At 44.8% G+C, this 21,029-nt stretch carries 20 protein-coding genes; 16 read left to right on the top strand and 4 right to left on the bottom strand.

Features of this window, described 5'->3' with window-relative positions; genetic code table 11:
• The first annotated feature begins 9 nt into the window (after window positions 1-9).
• The 7 genes from dnaG (at window position 10) to BSEL_RS11915 (ending at window position 6,935) form a co-directional block, all read left to right on the top strand.
• Window positions 10-1,824 (top strand): DNA primase, encoded by a 1,815-nt coding sequence (dnaG, locus tag BSEL_RS11945; RefSeq protein WP_013173272.1) that lies wholly within the window; start codon window positions 10-12, stop codon window positions 1,822-1,824.
• Between the two features lie 37 nt (window positions 1,825-1,861).
• Complete coding sequence (gene rpoD / locus BSEL_RS11940) at window positions 1,862-2,977, top strand: RNA polymerase sigma factor RpoD (RefSeq protein ID WP_013173271.1); 1,116 nt, start codon at window positions 1,862-1,864, stop codon at window positions 2,975-2,977.
• Window positions 2,978-3,140: 163 nt separating this feature from the next.
• On the top strand, window positions 3,141-3,686 hold the full coding sequence (locus BSEL_RS11935; RefSeq protein ID WP_013173270.1) for a hypothetical protein: 546 nt from the start codon (window positions 3,141-3,143) through the stop codon (window positions 3,684-3,686).
• A 33-nt stretch (window positions 3,687-3,719) separates the two neighbouring features.
• The gene (locus BSEL_RS11930; protein WP_013173269.1) at window positions 3,720-4,448 is read left to right on the top strand and encodes a glycerophosphodiester phosphodiesterase; all 729 of its coding nucleotides are present in this window, start codon (window positions 3,720-3,722) and stop codon (window positions 4,446-4,448) included.
• Window positions 4,449-4,556: 108 nt separating this feature from the next.
• Entirely contained in the window at window positions 4,557-4,922 is a 366-nt protein-coding gene (locus BSEL_RS11925; protein WP_013173268.1) for a c-type cytochrome, read from the top strand.
• A 170-nt stretch (window positions 4,923-5,092) separates the two neighbouring features.
• On the top strand, window positions 5,093-5,821 hold the full coding sequence (locus BSEL_RS11920; protein ID WP_232970459.1) for a tRNA (adenine(22)-N(1))-methyltransferase: 729 nt from the start codon (window positions 5,093-5,095) through the stop codon (window positions 5,819-5,821).
• A complete protein-coding gene (locus BSEL_RS11915) occupies window positions 5,814-6,935 on the top strand; it encodes a Nif3-like dinuclear metal center hexameric protein (protein WP_013173266.1) in 1,122 nt (373 codons plus the stop codon). Before BSEL_RS11920 ends, BSEL_RS11915 begins: the two co-directional genes overlap by 8 nt.
• A gap of 106 nt (window positions 6,936-7,041) precedes the next feature.
• On the opposite strand, the gene BSEL_RS11910 is transcribed toward BSEL_RS11915, so the two are convergent.
• Complete coding sequence (locus BSEL_RS11910) at window positions 7,042-8,013, bottom strand: 4-hydroxy-3-methylbut-2-enyl diphosphate reductase (RefSeq protein WP_013173265.1); 972 nt, start codon at window positions 8,011-8,013, stop codon at window positions 7,042-7,044.
• Between the two features lie 228 nt (window positions 8,014-8,241).
• Complete coding sequence (locus BSEL_RS11905; protein WP_013173264.1) at window positions 8,242-8,736, bottom strand: CarD family transcriptional regulator; 495 nt, start codon at window positions 8,734-8,736, stop codon at window positions 8,242-8,244.
• A gap of 501 nt (window positions 8,737-9,237) precedes the next feature.
• On the opposite strand from BSEL_RS11905, the gene BSEL_RS11900 reads away from it, so the two are divergent.
• The 5 genes from BSEL_RS11900 to BSEL_RS11880 all read left to right on the top strand — a co-directional run bounded on the left by BSEL_RS11900 (window position 9,238) and on the right by BSEL_RS11880 (window position 14,148).
• Complete coding sequence (locus BSEL_RS11900; RefSeq protein WP_013173263.1) at window positions 9,238-10,536, top strand: DEAD/DEAH box helicase; 1,299 nt, start codon at window positions 9,238-9,240, stop codon at window positions 10,534-10,536.
• A 19-nt stretch (window positions 10,537-10,555) separates the two neighbouring features.
• On the top strand, window positions 10,556-11,458 hold the full coding sequence (locus BSEL_RS11895; protein WP_013173262.1) for a deoxyribonuclease IV: 903 nt from the start codon (window positions 10,556-10,558) through the stop codon (window positions 11,456-11,458).
• Window positions 11,459-11,663: 205 nt separating this feature from the next.
• Entirely contained in the window at window positions 11,664-12,428 is a 765-nt protein-coding gene (locus BSEL_RS11890; protein ID WP_013173261.1) for a metal ABC transporter ATP-binding protein, read from the top strand.
• The gene (locus BSEL_RS11885) at window positions 12,425-13,300 is read left to right on the top strand and encodes a metal ABC transporter permease (RefSeq protein ID WP_013173260.1); all 876 of its coding nucleotides are present in this window, start codon (window positions 12,425-12,427) and stop codon (window positions 13,298-13,300) included. The genes BSEL_RS11890 and BSEL_RS11885 overlap by 4 nt, the downstream gene beginning before the upstream one ends.
• 128 nt (window positions 13,301-13,428) lie before the next feature.
• A complete protein-coding gene (locus BSEL_RS11880) occupies window positions 13,429-14,148 on the top strand; it encodes a lytic transglycosylase domain-containing protein (RefSeq protein WP_013173259.1) in 720 nt (239 codons plus the stop codon).
• Window positions 14,149-14,232: 84 nt separating this feature from the next.
• On the opposite strand, the gene BSEL_RS11875 is transcribed toward BSEL_RS11880, so the two are convergent.
• Window positions 14,233-16,320 (bottom strand): RNA degradosome polyphosphate kinase, encoded by a 2,088-nt coding sequence (locus BSEL_RS11875; RefSeq protein ID WP_155522739.1) that lies wholly within the window; start codon window positions 16,318-16,320, stop codon window positions 14,233-14,235.
• Window positions 16,307-17,860 carry a Ppx/GppA family phosphatase gene (locus tag BSEL_RS11870; protein WP_013173257.1) on the bottom strand — a complete coding sequence of 518 codons (1,554 nt, stop codon included), beginning with the start codon at window positions 17,858-17,860 and terminating at the stop codon, window positions 16,307-16,309. Before BSEL_RS11870 ends, BSEL_RS11875 begins: the two co-directional genes overlap by 14 nt.
• A 160-nt stretch (window positions 17,861-18,020) precedes the next feature.
• On the opposite strand from BSEL_RS11870, the gene BSEL_RS11865 reads away from it, so the two are divergent.
• From BSEL_RS11865 to BSEL_RS11850, 4 genes are read left to right on the top strand one after another with little or no spacing between them, the layout of a single operon-like run.
• Window positions 18,021-18,842 carry a metal ABC transporter ATP-binding protein gene (locus tag BSEL_RS11865; RefSeq protein WP_013173256.1) on the top strand — a complete coding sequence of 274 codons (822 nt, stop codon included), beginning with the start codon at window positions 18,021-18,023 and terminating at the stop codon, window positions 18,840-18,842.
• Window positions 18,843-18,846: 4 nt separating this feature from the next.
• The gene (locus BSEL_RS11860) at window positions 18,847-19,686 is read left to right on the top strand and encodes a metal ABC transporter permease (protein WP_013173255.1); all 840 of its coding nucleotides are present in this window, start codon (window positions 18,847-18,849) and stop codon (window positions 19,684-19,686) included.
• Window positions 19,687-19,690: 4 nt separating this feature from the next.
• Entirely contained in the window at window positions 19,691-20,560 is an 870-nt protein-coding gene (locus tag BSEL_RS11855; protein WP_013173254.1) for a metal ABC transporter permease, read from the top strand.
• A complete protein-coding gene (locus BSEL_RS11850; RefSeq protein ID WP_013173253.1) occupies window positions 20,557-20,982 on the top strand; it encodes a Fur family transcriptional regulator in 426 nt (141 codons plus the stop codon). The genes BSEL_RS11855 and BSEL_RS11850 overlap by 4 nt, the downstream gene beginning before the upstream one ends.
• Window positions 20,983-21,029 lie beyond the last annotated feature (47 nt).

The raw sequence follows: 21,029 nt of genomic DNA, 5'->3' as shown, positions 1-21,029 counted from the left end.
GGTGGCACCATGGAACGCCGAATTCCTGAAGATATCATTGAGGAAGTCAGGAAAAATTCTGATATTGTTGATGTAATTAGTGAACACGTTCAGCTGAAAAAACAGGGAAAGGGTTTTGTTGGACTTTGTCCTTTCCATAATGAGAACTCACCGTCATTCAGTATCTCGCCTGATAAACAGGTCTATCATTGCTTTGGCTGCGGTGCAGGCGGTAATGTTTTTAGTTTCTTTCAGGAACTCGAGGGACTTTCATTTGTTGAAAGTGTACAAAAACTTGCGGAGCGAAGCCGAATTGAGCTTCCTGATCATGTCGCGGATATTCAGGGAAAACGTGAAAATGAATCCCACGCTGCTTTTTATGATGCACATGAACTTGCTGCGAAGTATTTTCATCATGTCCTCGTTCAGTCAGAAGAAGGAAAGCCTGCAAGAGAATATCTTCGAAAACGCGGATTTACACAAGCGGCTATTGACCAGTATCAGGTTGGCTATGCGCCGGATTCATGGGATTTTCTTTCGGGTTTTCTTGAGAAACGGGGTTTCTCGATGGATGATATGGCGTCTTGTGGGCTTGTTGGAAGAAGAGAATCTGACGGCAAACCGTATGACCGTTTCCGAGACCGGATTATGTTTCCGATCTGGAATGCACAGGGAAAGCACGTTGCATTCGGCGGGCGCGGTTTGGGGGACAGCCAGCCGAAATATTTAAACAGCCATGAATCCGAGATCTTCAATAAAAGCGTTACACTTTACGGTTTCCATCTCGCAAGACCCCGAATCAAAAAGCGCAATGAAGCCGTTTTGTTCGAAGGATACGTGGATGTTATAGCAGCATGGCGAGCGGGTATAGACAACGGTATAGCATCTCTCGGTACAGCGATGACAGATCAGCAGGCCAAAATGATTCGGCGCAATGCTGACCGTGTCCTGCTCTGTTACGATGGAGATGGAGCAGGGCAGCAGGCAACGTATAAAAATGCACGTATCCTGATGGCTGCGGGTCTTTCCGTTTCGGTGGCAAACTTGCCGGAGGGCTACGATCCGGATGATTATATTCGTGAGTTTGGCAAAGATCGTTTTGTATCCGAGGTCATAGATAACCGGAAGTCGTGGATGGCGTTTTTGTTTCAGTTTTTTGAAACTGGCCGGGATTTGACTCTCGAACATGAACGGGTTGCGTATATTGAAGACCTGCTTCAAGAAACTGCAGGCATTGACGGCCCTGTTGAGCGGGATATGTACCTTCATAAACTGGCTGAGCGGTTTAATCTTTCCGTGGACATTCTTCGAGAAGAATTAACACGTATCAGATCCAATCAGCGTAAGAAGGAACATAAGCAGGTCAAAGAGGCCATATTCAAACAGGTTGACAAACGAGCCAAAAAAATGATGTCCGCAGAAGAAAATGCGGAGCGCCGTCTGATCGCGCACATGATGTATTCAAAAGATGTCGCCATGCAGGTTGAAGAAGAAATCGGCGCTTCTTTTCAATTTGAAATCTATCAGGCGATTGCTGCTCATCTCTATGGGTACTATGCTGAAGGCTTTCAGCCGGAACCGGCTCTTTTTCTCGAAAGAATTCATGACGCTGATGTACGGAATACAGCTGCGGAGCTTTCCATGAAGCAGCTTGAAGACGATGTGTCAGAGCAGGTCCTTGCTGATTATATACAGGTCATAAAAAATGCATCAAGACTGCATGAAGTCGAAGAACTGAAGAAGGAACAGCAGCAGGCGATTGACAATCGCGATCATCTTGCTGCTGCAGAGATCGGTATGAAACTGAACAGACTGTACCGTTCATTGAAATACCGTTATCAATAGATGTTTACCGGTTTGAACAATTGGAAGGAGGGATCGTATGGGTGACAAGCAGGTTCGTCAGATGGCTGACGGAGACCTGACCCTCGATCAGGTTAAAGAGCAGTTGGTAGAGGCAGGTAAAAAGCGCGGATCACTTACCTATGTGGAAATTACGGAAAAACTCGGCGCGTTCGATCAGGATTCTGATCAGATGGATGAATTTTTTGAACATCTTGGTGAACAGGGTGTTGATATCATAAATGAATCGGAAGCGGTCCCGAGTTTACAACAGGTCGAGAAAGAAGAAGCATTTGACCTGAATGACCTCAGTGTGCCTCCTGGTATCAAAATTAACGATCCTGTCCGAATGTATTTAAAAGAGATTGGCCGTGTTCCTCTCCTTTCTGCAAAAGAAGAAGTGGAACTTGCCAAACGGATTGAAGAAGATGATGAAGAAGCTAAGCGGCGGCTTGCAGAAGCTAACCTCCGTCTTGTTGTCAGTATCGCAAAACGCTACGTCGGCAGGGGTATGCTTTTCCTGGATCTGATTCAGGAAGGCAATATGGGACTGATTAAAGCCGTTGAAAAGTTTGATTACAATAAAGGGTTTAAGTTCAGTACGTACGCCACATGGTGGATCCGTCAGGCTATCACACGGGCGATTGCCGATCAGGCGAGAACGATCCGGATTCCTGTTCACATGGTGGAAACCATTAACAAGCTGATTCGTGTTCAACGTCAGCTCTTGCAGGATCTCGGAAGGGAACCGACACCTGAAGAAGTGTCAAAGGAAATGGAACTGACCCCGGATAAGGTCAGAGAAATTCTTAAAATTGCACAGGAACCTGTTTCACTCGAGACCCCAATCGGTGAAGAGGATGACTCTCATCTTGGTGATTTCATTGAAGACCAGGAAGCATTGGCTCCCTCCGATGCTGCTGCCTATGAGCTGTTGAAAGAACAGCTCGAAGATGTTCTCGATACACTGACAGACCGTGAAGAAAATGTGCTCAGGCTCCGCTTTGGACTGGATGATGGTCGGACTAGAACTCTTGAGGAAGTTGGAAAGGTGTTCGGTGTGACGAGAGAACGGATTCGTCAAATCGAAGCAAAAGCGTTACGAAAGCTTCGGCACCCGAGCAGAAGCAAGCGTTTGAAAGACTTTTTGGATTAATAAGCAAAGACTTCCTGTTGTGAAAAACGGGGAGTCTTTTTTGTGCTTTTGTTCAATGATATCATTTTATCATTTGCTGAACCGTGCACACCTAGCTCTGACAAGATATGCTATACTGGATGATATGGTACAGGATGTCATTCAATAGGAGGCAGGTGATTGGATGAATGAACGGCAAAAAATAATCGTGAATGAAATCCAGAAATGGCGTGACAGTAAGCTTCTTCCCGAAACGTACTGTGATTTTTTAATGAGTCTTTATACAGAAGGAAATGCGCCTGATGAACCCATCGAGCGCGCTCTGATGCCTGCGTTCAAAAAAATGGTTGCCACCATAGGAGCGATTATTCTTTTACTTTTCTTGTTAATTTTATTTTTATATTTCACACAGATTCCGCCCGGCTTTCAAATTGGAATTCTTGCATTTGTGATGGTAATCAGTGCGTTCGCAGCCTTTTATTATCAGAGCCGAGACCGGATGTATACGCATGTTTATATTATCCTCGCAGCTTTTATGTCTTTTATTCTTACAGTTGTAGGTGTAGACCTCTTTTTTGATAATTCGAGGGCGATCCTCGGGGGTTCGATCGTTGTTCTTTGTACGCTTTGGATTGCAGGAGGATGGCGCCTTAAACTGCCGTATTTATGGATTTCCGGTATTTCCGGTGTTGTGCTGTTTATCGGTTTTCTGATTGTGGAAAGAATATAGAAGAGCCGGAATAGACAGTGAGGTTGATTTGGAATGAAAATTATTGCGCACAGAGGAAATAAACGATATGCTCCTGAAAATACCATGGCCGCTTTTTATTCAGCGGCAGGATATGATGTGGATGGTATCGAGTTTGATTTACAGCTGACGAAAGACCTGGTCCCGGTGATCATTCATGACCCGACGATTGATCGGACAACGAATGGGCGGGGCTCAGTTTCATCATTTACATTAAATGAATTGAAACAGTTTGATGCAGGACAGCGATTTCATGATTCATTCAGAGGAGAGACCATCCCTTCATTCAAGGAGTTTTTACTTTGGGCTTCGGACTATTCGTTTACTCTTCATATCGAACTGAAACTCCAAAAATCCAATGCGGATCTCTTAATCAGGGAAACGGTGAAGGATCTCGAACACTTTGAGATGATTGACAGGGCCGTCATATCGAGTTTTCAACACGGGTATTTAGAGCAGATTAAGTCCCTTAATCCTCATCTTGAAACCGCATTACTGACAAAAACACCAATTTTCAGAGCGGTTAAATATGCTGAAAAAATGTCTGCTGACGGTATTCATATCCGCTACAATATCCAGAATTCAAGATTTTTCAGGCGATGGAGCAATAAAGGCGTGCCGGTCAGAGCCTACCATGTGCGTAAGCCGGGGCAACTGCTGTTGTGTGATAAGCTCGGGGTATCGGGAATTATCACAGATGATCCGAGAGCGATGAAGAGCGCCGCTGAACGCATTTTGAAATAGATTTTTCTTTGCTTAAACGCTATTTTCATATACAATGATAGTGTGTGACGCAGCATTAATGGGTTTGTCACCATGTAGATCGTATAAACGAAAAGGAGGTACATACAGATGAGAGGAAAACCGTTATATCCTTTTGCTGCAACAGCTGTTTTGGGGGTTCTTATGATTATCATTCTCTCTTTCGTCGGTTTGAATGTGGGGCCTGAAACCGCCGGAGATGATAATAATGAGAATAATGAGGCTGAACAGGAATTCGATGATCCGATTGAACTGGGAGAACACGTGTATATCGGTCAATGTGCATCCTGTCACGGGGAAAACCTTGATGGCGGCGTAGGACCTGGACTTGCGGGCGGTGTTTATTCGGAAGAAGAGATCCTGACTGCCATTGAAGAAGGACCTGGCACAATGCCGGCAGGACTTGTTTCAGGGGAAGAGGCTGAAGCAGTCACTCTCTATATCCTTGAGCAGTAAGACCATTGGTAAATACGTTTCAACAGGAAAGAGGGATCCGGTATCCTTCTTTCTTTTTTACAGTCGGCCCGGTTCACGTGAATCATAAATCATGGCCTTCTAAACATACATACATATCAAAACAGCTTGTGAAATCTGTCAGTACAGACATGACAATGAATGGGGGAAAGATGATGAATCATCAACAGCTATCAGCCAGGCTCGAGACCGTGGCTTACTATGTTCCTGAAGGAGCAGCACTGGCAGATATCGGTTCAGATCATGCTTATTTACCGGTTTATCTCGCAGACCGAAAACAGATTCGGTATGGTGTGGCCGGTGAAATTAATGACGGACCGCTCAAGTCAGCTGAAGAAAATATCAGAAAAGCGGGGTACTCTTCGATCATTCGTGCCAAAAAAGGCAGCGGTCTTGAAGTGATTGTCGATGAGCCGGAGATCGATACGGTTGTCGTTGCAGGAATGGGTGGTCCTCTGATCAGGTCTATTCTTGATGAGGGGAAAGATTCACTTGCTCACGTTAAGCGTTTGATTTTACAGCCGAATATTGCCGCTGACAGAATCCGCACCTGGCTGATGAAGGAAGAATGGGATTTGATTGATGAGGTCATTCTTGAAGAGGATGGTCATATCTATGAAATTCTTATTGCAGAAAAGGGAACGGGAACAAATGCTTATCATGTGGATCAGGATACACGCATGAAAGAGCTTTGGCTCGGACCGCATTTAATCCGAAAACCGAATTCCGCTTTTCAAAAAAAGTGGGAATGGGAATACAAAGAATTGAACCGTATCAAAGAACAGCTCTTAAACGCAAATGATCAGGATCAAGTGAAAAAAAGACTGAATGAAGTGAATGAAAAATTATTGTGGTTGAAGGAGGAATCCATTGATGGCTAAGCGTGTGCACGCGCAAACCCTTATCCAGGAATTTGAATCCTATTCGCCGAAATCTCTCGCTGTAGAAGGAGACAAAATCGGACTGCAGATAGGAACGCTCAATAAGAGCGTCAACAAGGTCATGGTTACACTTGATGTCAATGAGCAGGTGGTTGATGAAGCCATCAGTCAGGAAATTGATTTTATCATTGCTCACCATCCTTTGATTTTTAAGCCGTTAAAAACAATTCGGACTGATGTTTCCTATGGCAGAACCGTTGAAAAGCTGATCAAGCATGACATTTCTCTTTATGTTGCGCATACGAATCTCGACGTAACGGACGGAGGCGTGAATGATCTGATGGCCGACGCTCTTGGTTTGACTGATACCGAGGTATTGGCAAAGACGGGTGAAGATCAGTTGTATAAGCTGACGATTTTTGTATCGAAAGATGATGCTGACAGGGTCAGGCAGGCGATGGGGGATGCAGGTGCCGGTCATATCGGTGATTACAGTCATTGCTCGTTTCAGTCACCAGGAACAGGTTCATTCATCCCTGGCGACGGTACTGATCCATATATAGGAAAACAGGGAGAGCCTGAATTTGTCGAGGAGCTGAAGATTGAAACAATTATACCGGGATCGATTCAAAAAAAGGTCATCCGGGCCATGCTTGATGCACATCCATATGAAGAACCGGCATACGATGTGTACCCGCTGGCAAATCAGGGAGAAGTCTTTGGACTTGGACGTATTGGCTACCTTAAAGATGGTATGACGCTCGACGCTTTTGCAGATCATGTAAAGGCGGCGTTTGAAGTCCCATTTGTCCGGGTTGTCGGTGATGGTTCACGTGAAGTGAAAAAAGTAGCGGTGCTGGGCGGTGACGGCAATAAATATACAATGACTGCTCTTCATAAAGGTGCAGATGTCTACGTCACAGGAGATTTGTATTATCATGTTGCCCATGATGCAATGATGGAAGGCTTAATGATGGTCGATCCGGGTCATAATGTGGAAAAAATCATGAAGCGTGCCACTGCTGACCGTTTAAGAGAGTTCCTTACATCAAACGGGTATGAATCAGACATCATTGTTTCTGATAGTCATACAGATCCATTTCGCTTCAGGTAAACAAATAACCACCCTCGCCAATCAAATCAACTGGCAGGGTGGTTTTCTATCAGGTCAATCAGTTGGTTGCGCGAATAATAAAATCACTGTGTTTCTGTGATGATCGTCAAATTTCCTGTTCGGCGCGCTTCGGTACGTGGGCACTTTTCATTTTCGGCAGTATTTTGGAAAGTTTGACGGTATCGGTTGTATCCCACGTATGTGGATCGTTTTCGTCAAACTGCTCAAGAAAACGGATAATTTCTTTTGTGATCGGCGTTGGTGTACTGGCTCCGGACGTAACAGCTACAGTCTTTATGCCTTTCAGCCACTCGGTATTCAGCTCACTCAGTCTGCTGATCCGATGTGAGTCGGTGCCGGCAACTTCTATGGAAACCTGAGCAAGACGGTTTGAATTGTTGCTTTTCGGGTCTCCGACTACGATCAGTAAATCTGCATCTCCGGCCTGTTCTGCGACCGCTTCTTGTCTTGTCTGGGTGGCCAGACAGATTTCATTATGAATTTCAGCGTGCGGATACTTCTCTTTTGCCGCTTTCATGATATCAGATACATCCCATTGGCTCATCGTTGTCTGATTGGTGATCACGATCTTTTCTGATGCAATATTCAGGTTATGGACGTCTTCGACCTTCTCCACGACATGAACAATCTCCGGGGCTACGCCTGCGGCCCCTTCTGGTTCAGGGTGACCTTTTTTCCCTACGTAAATAACCTCATACCCTAAGGCTTTTCTTTCCCTGATTAAATCATGTGTTCTCGTGACGTCAGGGCATGTGGCATCAACGGTTGTCAATCCTTTTTCTTTTGCTTTGCGTCTGACTTCCGGGGAGACGCCATGTGCTGTATAAATGATGGTACCCTGATCGACCTGGTCAAGAATATCGAGCCGGTTTGGACCATCAAGCGTAATGATACCGTCTTCTTCAAACGCTTCCGTGACATGAGCATTATGGACAATCATGCCCAATATATAAATCGGTCGCGGGTATGCAGGGTTTTCCGCAGTTTTGCGGGCGATAACCATGGCATCCACCACTCCGTAACAATATCCCCTTGGAGATATTTTAATAACATTCATAATCAAACCATCCTCCTCTTTTGCGTGGATCATATCCACTGTTCTTACATTATAAATCCCCGTGACATTCTTGACAATCCAAACCCGTTGAGTAAACAGAGCTGTGTCTGATTACTGGTCGGATACGTCCTGGTCAAAGGACCCAGGGAGATGAGCATACCAGTGTCGATGTTAATAAGCATAATCTCAAGCAAAAAACCTTTCACAAAACGTGAAAGGTCCGTGTACTTATGTGACAGGAATGTTGTTTTTGATAAACAGCTTAGCATCTTCTTCCGAAAAACCGTTAATATTTTTGACTTCACTCACAAGAAATTGTGTAGCGCGTTCAAGGTTTTTGCGATCTTCGATGTGAAGGCCGTTTGCCCGCTCTGACTTTTTTGCATTTAACAAGGAGATGACTCTTGCTGCATCATAGATCGAGCCGGTTTTCAGTAACGCTTCATTTTCACGGGAATAAGGCTTTGCGGTAGCAGCCGTCTCTCTCGCTTCGACTTCTTCGCATAAAGACTCCACGACATCATCGAGCTCTTTTTTTGTAATGACCGGTCTCAGTCCGGACTCTCCGATTTTATTTTCAGGCAGCATGAGCGTTACTTGATTCAGCGGGAAATAGACGACAAAATAGAGCAATTTATTTCCGAGTATTTCTTTCTCTTCGATCTTTTCAACACGTCCGGCCCCGTGATAGGGGTAGACAACACAGTCTCCAATTGAAAACATAAATATCCCTCCACTGAATCTAGATTATTATCATTATAACATAAATCCAGATAAAATAATAAATTTTACTACGATTGGGTGACACCGTCAATCATAAAGTGTTCAAGTTCGGAAAGTATTTCATTTGTTGCCTGTAGTGTCAAATTTGATTTACTCAGTGAGTCAGGCTGATGCCCCCTTAATCAGTCTATACGGGAAAACAATTGCGGAAACCGACTGAAAACAGCACGAAATTTTCAGCAGGGCAAACATAAAGAACTCGCTTCAGCATAGTCCGTTTACAGCATGAGGTGGCATCAGCATCATAATTAATGGTGGCTATTCAGAGACTGTTCATGATAAAATTATGATTTGAGTAAGCGTTTCTTGAAAGGCAATGATAATGATCAACTGCAAATGTGAATAACGGAAAACAGGATTCCCCTGTTTCCGGAGTTGCGTATTCTGATTCTGACTGACCTTTATCAAATCACTTTCTTGAAAAGAAAGAAGGTATAGCATATGGCACATAATTTTGAACGTTTTCGTTTGGCAGATTATTTAATTGAAGCATTGAAAGATGAAGGCATTGATTTGCCGACTGAGATCCAGGAGAGAATTATTCCGGCAGTGAATAAAGGGGAGGACGTCATTGGACGCTCGCAGACAGGAACAGGGAAGACACTTGCCTTCTTGTTGCCGCTTTTAACCAGACTCGACCCGGAAAAGAAAGAGACGCAGATTGTCATTACGGCACCGACCAGAGAGCTCGCCTCACAGCTTTATGATGTTTGTAAACGGTATGCGTCTTTCAGTGAAACTACTGTCACGTCCCAGCTGATCGTCGGTGGAACAGACCGCAAACGGATGCTTGAAAAAGCGAAACAACGTCCTCATATCGTGATTGGTACTCCTGGACGGATCCTTGATATGATGAAAGAAGCCGCATTAAACCCGATGACGGTATCTTCTTTTGTCGTGGATGAAGCGGATCAGATGCTTGATATGGGATTTTTGGAGGAAGTGGACCGGATCGCCTCCATGATGAATGAGAATTTACAGCTGCTCGTTTTTTCAGCGACCATTCCGGAGAGCCTGAAGCCATTTTTGAAGAAATACATGAACCATCCGAAGGAAGTGGAGGTCCAGCCGAAGCAGAGCGCACCTTCGGAGATTTCCCACTGGCTTATTCCGGACAGGGACAGAGACCGTAAAGAGATCCTCGTGACAATTGCAAAAGACTTGAATCCGTTTCTTGCGATCATCTTCACGAATACGAAAGAATCCGCTGATGAAGTGTTCAAACGAATGCTCGCAGAGGGATTCAATGTTGACTGTATTCATGGTGATATACAGCCAAGGCAGCGTAAAAAAGTTCTGAAAAAGCTCCAGACCGCAGAGATTCAATATCTTGTGGCAACGGATCTTGTGGCAAGGGGCATTGACGTTAAAGGTGTCAGCCACATCATCAATTTCGAGATTCCAAAAGAACTTGAATATTATGTGCACCGCGTCGGACGTACTGCGCGTGCGGGCTGGGACGGCACGGCCATTACGTTTTTCGGCCGATCAGATCAACCGTCAATTGAAAAGCTTGAAGGTAAAGGTATTCATTTCTCCTATAGGGAATTTAAAAAGGGCCGCTGGGTCACGATTCAAAAGCGCGAACGTCAGGTCTCATCAAATGAAGAACTCACCGGTAAAGCAAAGGCAATCATGAAGAAACCGAAAAAAGTAAAGCCGGGTTACAAAAAGAAAGCGAAATTCAAAGCAGAAAAGGAAATGAAGCGAAATCGCAGAATCAACAGCAGAAAGAAATAATGCAAAAGGTGTGATGACAATGTGGTTAGGTTCTCATGTTTCGATGAGTGGAAAAAAAATGCTCCTTGCAGCGAGTGAAGAGGCTGCGGGCTATGGCAGTACAACATTTATGATCTATACGGGCGCACCGCAAAATACGCGGCGAAAAGCGATTGAAGATTTAAATATTGAAGCGGGCCGTGCGCATATGAATCAGCACGGCATCGATCACATTGTCGTTCACGCGCCCTATATAATTAACATTGCGAATACGACGAAACCCGAGACATTTCAGCTCGGCGACGACTTCCTGAAAAGTGAAATCGATCGGACAGAAGCTCTTGGAGCCAAACAGATTGTCCTTCACCCAGGTGCGCATGTTGGTGCAGGAGCTGATCAGGGAATCGCCAAAATCATTGAAGGGCTGAATGAAGTGATCGATCCGGATATCGATGTTCAGATTGCCCTTGAAACGATGGCGGGCAAAGGGTCAGAGTGCGGCCGTTCTTTTGAAGAACTTGCGAAGATCATCGACGGTGTGACACATAACGAAAAGCTCTCAGTCTGTTTCGATACCTGTCACGTGCACGATGCCGGGTACGACATCGTAAACGATCTTGACGGTGTATTGAAGGAGTTCGATGACATTGTCGGCCTTGACCGCCTGAAGGTGCTCCACATCAACGACAGTAAAAATGAACGCGGAGCTTCCAAAGACCGTCATGAAAATATTGGATTTGGTTATATCGGTTTTGAAGCGATCGACCGTATTCTCCATCATGAGGCATTCGGTGATATTCCGAAAATCCTCGAAACACCATACGTCGGTGAAGATAAGAAAAAACGCGTCCCTCCATACAAAGAGGAGATTGCGATGTTGAGAAAACGGACGTTTGATGATGCATTAAAAGCGACGCTTGAAGAGATAGCTTCTCAAAAATAAGTTGGACTCAACCGGCTCCCCTTATCAGGATTGCCGGTTTTTAAGTATATACAGTCTCACGAATCCTTAAAACAGATGCGTATTCAGAAGTGAATGGTTTTTGAACGATTGATATTTAATAAGACCTGGCGTATAATAGAGATAAAGTAAAATGTTGCACAAGGGAAACTTTTATAAACAAGTGCAATTGTAAGGGGTGATTACGATGAATGATTCAGTCATCGATGTCAATCATATGACTGTGCATTACCATCGCAATAAGGCCATTGAAGATGTAACGTTCTCCATGCCGGGTGGGCAGATTATCGGCGTGATCGGTCCTAACGGTGCAGGGAAATCAACATTGATGAAAGCCATGCTTGGCCTTGAAAAATACAAAGGACAGGTTTCTTTTTTCGGGCAGTCGATTCAACAGATCCGTAAAGAAGTTGCTTATGTACCGCAGCGGTCATCAATCGATTGGGATTTTCCCGTGCTCGTCAGGGACGTAGTTCTGATGGGAAGATATATGCACATCCCATGGTATGGAAAAGTCAGTAAAGAAGATCGGAATATCGCGCAAGAGGCTCTCATGAAAACAGGGATGGCGTCATTTTCAGATCGCCAGATTGGTGAGCTGTCAGGCGGTCAGCAGCAACGAGTCTTTCTTGCAAGGGCCCTCGCGCAAAAAGCGGATATCTTTTTTCTGGATGAACCGTTTGTCGGCATTGATATGCAGTCTGAGGAGATCATTATGTCTATTCTTAGGCAGCTGAAAAGTGACGGGAAAACACTGTTTGTGATCCATCATGATTTAAGCAAGGTGGAGCAGTACTTTGATCAGCTCATTTTGCTAAACCGTCAACTGATCCGTTCGGGGCCTGTAAAGGATGTCTATACCCCTGAACTTCTCAAGAAAGCCTATGGCGGCCAGGCTGCCGTCCTTCCGGGTAACGGCAATGAATCCTTCATGGTGGTGAGCCCGTCATGAACCAAATCCTGTTCTTTATCGATCAGCTGATTCATTATCCGTATTTACAGCATGCAATGGTGGCTGCCATTCTGGTCGGTATCATTTGTGGCATGATTGGCTCGTTTATTATCATGAGGGGGATGGCACTGATGGGAGATGCGATCTCCCACGCCGTTCTCCCAGGTGTGGTTGTTGCCTATATGCTCGGGGCCAGTTTTTTTGTTGGTGCTGTTTTCACCGGGGTTCTGACGGCACTCTTAATCGGGTTTATCTCGCAAAACAGCCGAATTAAAGAAGATTCTTCCATCGGTATCATGTTTACAGCCATGTTCGCTCTGGGAATTGTCATGATTACAGGCATGTCCGGGACAGGTGTCGACCTTTGGCATATTTTGTTTGGTAATGTGCTCGCCGTATCGCGGCAGGATGTGTGGATCAGTCTTGGGATCGGGATCTTTGTGCTGGTGTTGATTTTGCTCTTTTACAGACCGCTGTTGTTGACAACGTTTGATCCGGTAATGGCAAAAGCCGCCGGACTTCCTGTAAAAGGCATTCACTATTTACTGATGCTGCTTCTCTCATTGGTGACGGTTGCATCTCTGCAGACGGTAGGTATTATTCTGGTGGTTGCGATGCTGATTACTCCTGCATCAACAGCCTATTTATTAACGGACCGGTTTTCACTGATGATTGCATTGTCGTCTGTGTTTGGAGTTATTGCCGCAGTGAGTGGGCTTTATTTTTCCGTTATTTATGATGTGTCATCCGGTGCATCCATTGTATTAGCCTCGTCGTTTCTGTTTTTGCTGGCCTTTTTATTTGCTCCGAAACGGGGGCTTGTCATACGATGGATTCAGGATATAAAGCCCGAATCGGCGAACGTTTCGTAAAAGAACCGATGTGATTTTTGAAGGTTTTTAATACGATTATCTGAACGCTGCCCTTGCTTTTTTTCGTGATATGGGTTATCATCCTTCCTTGTACACTCTTTGTGTGCAGGTATAAGGAGGGAACGAACGTGAAAATAAACAAACTGTGGCTTATTTTTTCATCAGTAGCAGCCGTTACAGCGCTTTTAATGGGGCTTTCCTCACAGGGTGACACATCTGATGTGAAGATTGCTGAATTAGAAAAAAATACGATCAACCGAGATATGATTAATCAGTCTTTTGAAGACATTGTTGAAGCGAGAGATACACTTCCGGACTATAAAAGCAGTGTTACACTGACGGATTGGCGGGCTGCTGATGAGGTGGCAGAGGCTATGTATGAGGATTCAGAAGGTGCATTTCAGAAAGAGTGGGGCTTGTTCCTTGCTTCTGAAGCACTCCACAGGGATATCGACCCGTTTTTGGTTTATGAACTGTTGCGAGTTGAAACAGGAGATCAGTTTGACCCGGAAATGGTAGGACCAAAAACCAGTTATGGACGCGCCTACGGTATTGCCCAGTTCATGACGAACACGGCACCGTGGATCGCAGAAATGGCCGGTATCGAGTATGATGAAGAGCAATTGTTTAATCCGTATTATTCCATGTTTCTTTCAGTGGAGTATCTTGATTTTCTCTATGACCGTTACAAGGATTGGAATCATGCGCTAACGGCATATCATCGGGGCATTTATGGCATGGAAACGTACGTAAGCCAAAACGGCCATGCAAAAAGCTGGTATGCAGTTGAAATTCAGGAAAACGCAGATCAAACCGGTAACCTGGTGACTTATGACCAAACGCGATAGAATCGATTCTGATCGATAAGAAAGCCGGACCCCAAGAGGTCCGGCTTTCTTTATTGACTCATTGATTATTCAGGGGATCATCAGTCATTTTCTTCGAATTGGGCGGCTTCCCGGTAAAGTGCTTCCTGACTTCTGAATGGTTTTTCTTTTTTTGCGTCTTGATACATACGTATATGTACCGTCAGCCATCTGTATTCTCGCCTTGACATTATCTTGCAATCCGTAATCAAGTACTTGTTTCACTTTTTGTTTAATTGCAGGCTCAGAAACCGGGAAAAGGATTTCGATGCGTTTCTCCATATTTCTTGTCATCCAGTCTGCCGAGGACAGGAAGATCCGCTCGTCACCGTCATGATGAAAATAGAAGATGCGGGAATGCTCAAGAAACCTGTCAATAATGCTTCTCACCGTAATATGCTCGCTAATTCCTTTCAAGCCAGGACGAAGGCAGCAGATACCTCTCACGATCAGATCGATGCGTACACCCTGCATGCTTGCTTCGTACAGTTTCATAATGATCGGTTTATCGGTGAGTGAATTCATTTTAGCGATAATCCGTCCGTTACCGCGTTCGTTATGGACGGCAATTTCTTTATCGATCAATGTCATGAAAGTTTCGCGCATTTCAAAAGGGGAGGTGGAGATTTTGTACCATTTTGGTTTTTCGCTGAAACCGCTCAGGTGGTTAAAGAAGTTTGTCGCATCTTCACCAAAAGATGATTTAGCGGTTAGAATGCCCATATCGGTATAGAGCTTTGCAGTGGAATCATTGTAATTACCCGTTCCGAGGTGCACATAGCGCTGGATGCCATTTTCCTGGTGACGGATAATCAGCGTTATTTTACTGTGGGTTTTCAGTCCGGTGATGCCATAGATGACATGAACACCTGCTTTTTCAAGTTTCTTGGCCCACTGAATATTTTTTTCTTCATCAAAACGCGCCTTCAGTTCTACGAGTACGGTCACCTGTTTGCCGTTCTCCGCTGCCTGGACAAGGGCAGCGATAATCGGAGAGTCACCGCTTACCCGGTATAACGTCTGCTTGATGGCGAGGACATCGGGATCCTGTGAGGCGTATGCAATTAAATCAACGATGGGCTGGAAGGAATGATAAGGGTGGTGGAAAAAGATGTCCCGTTCCATGATGGCATCGAAGAGCGATTCATGTTCCATAATTTCTTCAGACGGCTGTGGTACAAAGGATTCATCAATTAGGTGCTCATGGTGATCTTTTAGCTGATTGTACAGGCCAAACAGAAAGGTGAAATCCAAAGGACCTTCAGATTCAAAAATATCCCCTTCCTCGATTTCAAGCACAGAAGACAGAAAAGACAGAACCTTTCGCTCCATCGCGTGAGAGATAATTTCAAGCCGGACTGCTGCCCCCCACTTTCGCTTTTTTAATTCTTTTTCAATTTCTCGCAGTAAATCCCTTGCTCCTTCCTCGTGGATCGTAAGGTCAGCATTTCTCGTAATTCGGAATGGGGAAACGCTAAGCACCTTATTGCCGCTGAAGAGACTGCCGATAAAATACGTGATGATATCTTCAAGAAGGGCAAATGCCTCAATACCTTCCCGTTTAATCGGAACAGCTCTTGTTAAAAGGGACGGGACCTGTACGATGGCTAATTTCTCAGCTCCTTCATCGTGTTTTCCCTCGAGCACAACAGCGAGGTTCAGACTTTTATTTGACAGCATGGGAAAAGGTCTGTATGCATCGATGGCCATTGGTGTCAGAACAGGGAGGATATAATGGTGAAAATACTGCTCAAGATGTTTAATTTCTGATTTCTTCCACTTGCTGATTGGCAGAAAGTGAATATTCTCTTTCTCCAGCTGTCCGATAAGTACTTCTGAGTAATGTCTGTATTGCTGGTCGACGAGTTGATGGGACAAAGAAGAAATTTTCTTCAATTGTTGTTTTGGTGTAAAGCCGGACTTGTTATCCGGCTTATTAAATCCTGCTTTGACCTGATCTTTCAAACCGGCAACCCGGACCATGAAAAACTCGTCCAGATTTGATGAAAAAATAGCCATGAATTTCAATCGTTCGAGAAGCGGGTTAGATGTGTCCTCGGCTTCCTGCAGGACACGTTCATTAAAACGGAGCCAGCTGAGTTCACGGTTAATGTAGTAATCATAGCGATCGAGATGCTGTTTATTCAAACTCACTGCCCCCTTCCGGCTTCATTTCGACAATCAGTTGAATATCCAAGGCTTTTTCCAAGTGTTTTTTGTATTTGTTCGCCTGGAATTCTTCAAAAAATGCAGTATCTGTTGTCATGGCAAGGAGCCTTAATTGATTTTGATCGATGGCATCAAGTTCAATTTTGGTCACGAGCGACTGTTTTGAGATGGTCAATGCATAACAGAGTTTCAGGATGCTGCCCATCAGCTCATATTTCTTAAGATCATCTTTACTGATCCATTCCCTGTAAGGTGAGGCAAACTGTTTCAGGGTTGATTTTGATTTGAAGGATGCAATAAATGCGACAGCCATTCTGTCAGCGTGACCAAGGCCGTCAATTGCCTGATTCGTAAGCAGATAGAAGCTGTGTTGTGCCTTTGCCTCAGGGTGGATTTGTTCACCGATATAATAGACGGAAGCAGCCCAGCGAAGAAGCTTTCGTTCGTGATCATCGAGTTCTTTGATCAGGCCTTCCTTCACCAGTTCCTGAATCAGGTATGTTGCCAGGACAGACAGATCTCTGTGATGTTTCTCATCGAGATGGAACTGATTGCGAAGAGCGTAAAAGCTTTCTTCAATCACATTTGGAAAATGGGTTACTGCAATGTTGTCAAGTAAATACTCATAAAAGATGCCGTCGCGGAGTCCGCGATAGCTGACAATGTAATCAACTTTTCCTGCGTACGCCATCAGTTCTTCGATGGCAACAATCGCAGGTACAATAATATCTGCACGGTCTTTGGAGAGGCCGTCTTGTTTTTCTCTCTTTTTATTACTCATGTCCCACAAATCTTCCCGGACTCCTTTGACGTCACGGTAGGTCATTTTGTATTCATGAAGACCGGCGAGAGGATAACCGGTGGTCTCCTGGTGAACAAGGGCAAGGTTTCTTGCGGTACCGCCTATGCCGATGACAGGGACTTGATGTTCTTGAAGCCAGGAAAGGGAATCGTAAGAATGCACGATAAACGACTGGATGGCCTTCATTTCTTTTTCCGTTGGTGTATCGCCTTCTACAAACTGCTTTTTCAGAGTGATCGCTCCAAATGGAAAACTGTGATATTGTTTGAGCTCACGGTCTTTAAAATACGTAACCTCCGTACTGCCTCCCCCGATGTCGATCGTAATGCCCTCGGTGAGCATTGTGGAATTGGTGACGGCAAGGTAGCCGTAGTATGCTTCCTGATAATCACTGAGAACCTCGACTGTATAGCGGCTGTTCTGATTGATACGACGAACGATTTCTTCCTGGTTGACTGCGTTACGGACAGCTGCAGTCGCAACGGCTCTCGTATCCGTTAACGTATGTACATCAGCCGCTTTTTCGAATTGCTTCATCGTGTCGATGATCAGCACAATGCCCTCCTCGGTCATTGAGCCGTCTGCATCGATGTAGCTGCTGAGCCTGGCGGCAACTTTCAGGTTTTGGATTTCTTTAAAACAGGCGTCTTCATTTACCTCGTAGACCACGAATCGGATGGAGTTTGAACCCATATCTATAATGCCAAAGCATTGCTTGTCCAATGACTGTCACCTCTCAGAATTTTGATTACTTTCAGTATACGCTGAATAAGGATCTGATGCGAGTGCCGGACCCGATGATTTACAAAAGAGTCCCCGATGAGGTATACTCGCAGTTAGAGTAAATCGTAATCATTCTTATTTCGAATGTGAGGGGCCGAATATGACAGATCATCATAAAACAGAAAAATATGCAGTTGAAGTATCGGGGGTTTCGTTTGGGTATGAGCGTCGATCAGTGCTCGAGGGAATTGATCTGGCGATCCCTGAGGGGGCATTTTTAGGTCTTGTTGGTCCGAACGGATCAGGGAAGTCTACGCTGATCAAGCTGATATTGGGACTTTTAAAACCCCACGCCGGATCAGTCAGGTTATTTGGGAAGCAGATGGACAAGTTCCACGACTGGAGCAGAATTGGCTTTGTATCGCAAAAAGCGAACAGTTTTAATTCAGGATTTCCGGCGACCGTTTTCGAAGTGGTTTCGATGGGGCTTTTTGGTAAGATTGGCATGTTTAGGTTTATGAAGAAGCAAGACAAACAAAAAGTATATGCAGCACTCGATCAGGTAAACATGCGTGAATATGTGAAATCGAATATCGGTGAACTCTCCGGAGGTCAACAGCAGCGTGTGTTTATTGCAAGAGCGCTGGTCAGTGATCCGGATTTACTGATTCTCGACGAACCGACCGTTGGTGTCGATGCGGAGTCAGTCTCCAATTTCTATAACATGCTGAAGGAATTGAATCACAGACGGGGGATTACGCTGCTTCTTGTTACACATGATGTCGGTGCTATGACTGAACACGTGAGTCATGTGGCGTGTTTGAATAAATGCATTCACTTTCACGGGTTTACTGAAGATTTTGAAGAAAACAAAGACGAAACGATGTCAAAAATGTATGGGCACGATGTCAGAACCATAGACCATAATCATGATCATCATCACCACGATCATTATCATGATCATGATGATGTGAGAAGGTGACGGCATGATCGACGTATTTTTTCAATTCGATTTTTTAAAGTACTCTCTCTACACGGCTATGATGGTGGGCATACTGACCCCTGCAGTCGGTGTGTTTCTCGTTGTCCGACGTCTGTCGCTGATGGCGGATGCCCTGTCGCACATCACATTGACAGGGATTGCATTCAGTCTATTGCTGGGGCGTTCCTTTCCTTTTTTTGCAACGCTCAATCCTGTGTATATGGGGATGCTGTTTTCAGTGACCGGTTCTCTTGCCGTCAGCAGGCTGGGGCTTGTTTTCAGGCACTATAAGGAACTTGCCATTCCGATTATTCTCTCGTCAGGGATCGGGATAGGTGTTGTCTTTATTTCTCTTGCTGACGGATTCAATAATGACCTGTTAAATTATCTGTTTGGCAGTGTAGCTGCAGTCAGCAGACAGGATTTCTATATGATGCTCGTTTTACTCGGGGGAGTCATCCTGTTTATCGGTCTTTTTTATAAGGAGCTATTGTTTCTCAGCTTTGATGAAGAACAGGCAGTGACCTCCGGGATCCCGAAACGGTTTATGGATCTTTCATTTATGATTGTTGTGGCTGTAGTCATTGGTGTATCGATGCAGATCGTCGGCATTTTACTTGTCTCAGCTTTGATGACTTTACCCGTGGCCGCTGCAATGAGAATAGCCAAGTCTTTTAAAGGCATGCTGTTTTATTCCATCTTGATTGGTGAGGTGTCGGTACTTACAGGTATGGTCAGTGCGTTTCATCTTGATTGGGCACCGGGTGGAACCATCGTAATGACGAATCTGTTTATTTTGATTTTAATTATTATGATTACAGGACTCAAAAGGAAGTGGGGATGAGATCGTGGAATGGTTTGAATCATTAACATTTCTCGACAGGGGGATTCTTGCAGGACTTGTCATTGGGCTGCTTGCTCCTCTAATGGGTGCCTTTCTCCTTGTCAGAAGAATGACCATTATTTCAGAGGGTCTGTCTCAGATCACACTTGCGGGGATTGCCGTCGGTGTGGTGGCAGGCTCGGCACTTGATTTGCCGTGGTCGATCAATCCGCTGATTTCCGGCTTTCTATTTGCCGTTGCAGGTGCATTGATTGTGGAAAAATTACGTACAGTCTATCAGTATTTTCAGGAGTTGGCGATTCCGATCATTCTTTCGGCAGGACTTGGACTGAGTGCGATATTGATCAGTGCCTCCGGGATGTCAAGTTCGGAATGGTTTAATTTTCTGTTTGGAAGTATCCTGACAGTCTCCTTATCGGATTTATATTTTATATTGATTGCAGGGACAATCAGTTTGATATTGCTGGTGTTTCTTTATAAGGAATTTCTTTCGGTTTCCTTTGATGCTGAATTTGCTCATACTTCCGGATTGCGCGTGAAAGGGCTGAATCTGGTATTTGCTGCACTGATCGCGGCTGTCATCAGTATTTCAGTCAATATTGTGGGGATTTTGCTTGTCGGGGCGATGATTACCCTGCCTGTAGCTGCCGCACTTCAAGTGTCCAAGAGCTTTCGGCAAGTTATTCTGTTCGGTATCTTTTTTGGGGAACTCGCAATTGTTTCGGGGATGCTGTCCTCGTATTATCTGAACATCGCCACCGGGGGCATGATTGTGACCTCAGGGATTGTTATTTTAGCCGTGATGATAATGTATGCTAAACTGAGAAGCAGGCAGCTGGTTTTCAGTATGCAGGAAAGGGGCGCAACCAAATGAACATTCATGAAGCCATGGATCTGTTAAAAGAACAAGGATATAAGTATACGGAGAAGAGATTTGATATTCTCACTTTTCTGATTCAGGAGGGGCGCTACGTCACTGCCAAGGACATACTTGAGCATTTGAAAGATAAGCATGACGGTCTGAGTTTTGACACGATATACAGAAACCTTGCATTATTTGAAGAGACGTCGCTTCTTGAGGAAACGGAACTCGAAGGGGAAAAACGTTTCAGAATTGCATGCTCGGTGGATGAACATCACCACCATCTGATTTGCCTTGAGTGCGGTAAAACGGAGCATATTCATCATTGTCCGATGAATGTCGATGGATTGACTTCTTCCGGTTTTACGGTAACAGGGCACAAATTTGAAGTATATGGTTATTGCCCGGAATGTGATCATCCGTCGATCGGATAATGTGAAAAAAGGCTTTTTCAACAGGATGGCGGTCCTGTGAAAAAGCC

The sequence above is a fragment of the [Bacillus] selenitireducens MLS10 genome (assembly GCF_000093085.1).
Lineage (GTDB): Bacteria > Bacillota > Bacilli > Bacillales > Salisediminibacteriaceae > Salisediminibacterium > Salisediminibacterium selenitireducens.
The sequence above is the reverse complement of the archived record's forward strand: the minus strand, read 5'-3'. Positions and strand labels throughout refer to the sequence as shown.

Bases quoted from the DNA above. Each gene is read 5' to 3' on its own strand.
- dnaG (WP_013173272.1), top strand. From the start codon at position 10: ATGGAACGCCGAATTCCTGAAGATATCATTGAGGAAGTCAGGAAAAAT.
- rpoD (WP_013173271.1), top strand. From the start codon at position 1,862: ATGGGTGACAAGCAGGTTCGTCAGATGGCTGACGGAGACCTGACCCTC.
- BSEL_RS11935 (WP_013173270.1), top strand. From the start codon at position 3,141: ATGAATGAACGGCAAAAAATAATCGTGAATGAAATCCAGAAATGGCGT.
- BSEL_RS11930 (WP_013173269.1), top strand. From the start codon at position 3,720: ATGAAAATTATTGCGCACAGAGGAAATAAACGATATGCTCCTGAAAAT.
- BSEL_RS11925 (WP_013173268.1), top strand. From the start codon at position 4,557: ATGAGAGGAAAACCGTTATATCCTTTTGCTGCAACAGCTGTTTTGGGG.
- BSEL_RS11920 (WP_232970459.1), top strand. From the start codon at position 5,093: ATGATGAATCATCAACAGCTATCAGCCAGGCTCGAGACCGTGGCTTAC.
- BSEL_RS11915 (WP_013173266.1), top strand. From the start codon at position 5,814: ATGGCTAAGCGTGTGCACGCGCAAACCCTTATCCAGGAATTTGAATCC.
- BSEL_RS11910 (WP_013173265.1), bottom strand. From the start codon at position 8,013: ATGAATGTTATTAAAATATCTCCAAGGGGATATTGTTACGGAGTGGTG.
- BSEL_RS11905 (WP_013173264.1), bottom strand. From the start codon at position 8,736: ATGTTTTCAATTGGAGACTGTGTTGTCTACCCCTATCACGGGGCCGGA.
- BSEL_RS11900 (WP_013173263.1), top strand. From the start codon at position 9,238: ATGGCACATAATTTTGAACGTTTTCGTTTGGCAGATTATTTAATTGAA.
- BSEL_RS11895 (WP_013173262.1), top strand. From the start codon at position 10,556: ATGTGGTTAGGTTCTCATGTTTCGATGAGTGGAAAAAAAATGCTCCTT.
- BSEL_RS11890 (WP_013173261.1), top strand. From the start codon at position 11,664: ATGAATGATTCAGTCATCGATGTCAATCATATGACTGTGCATTACCAT.
- BSEL_RS11885 (WP_013173260.1), top strand. From the start codon at position 12,425: ATGAACCAAATCCTGTTCTTTATCGATCAGCTGATTCATTATCCGTAT.
- BSEL_RS11865 (WP_013173256.1), top strand. From the start codon at position 18,021: ATGACAGATCATCATAAAACAGAAAAATATGCAGTTGAAGTATCGGGG.
- BSEL_RS11860 (WP_013173255.1), top strand. From the start codon at position 18,847: ATGATCGACGTATTTTTTCAATTCGATTTTTTAAAGTACTCTCTCTAC.
- BSEL_RS11850 (WP_013173253.1), top strand. From the start codon at position 20,557: ATGAACATTCATGAAGCCATGGATCTGTTAAAAGAACAAGGATATAAG.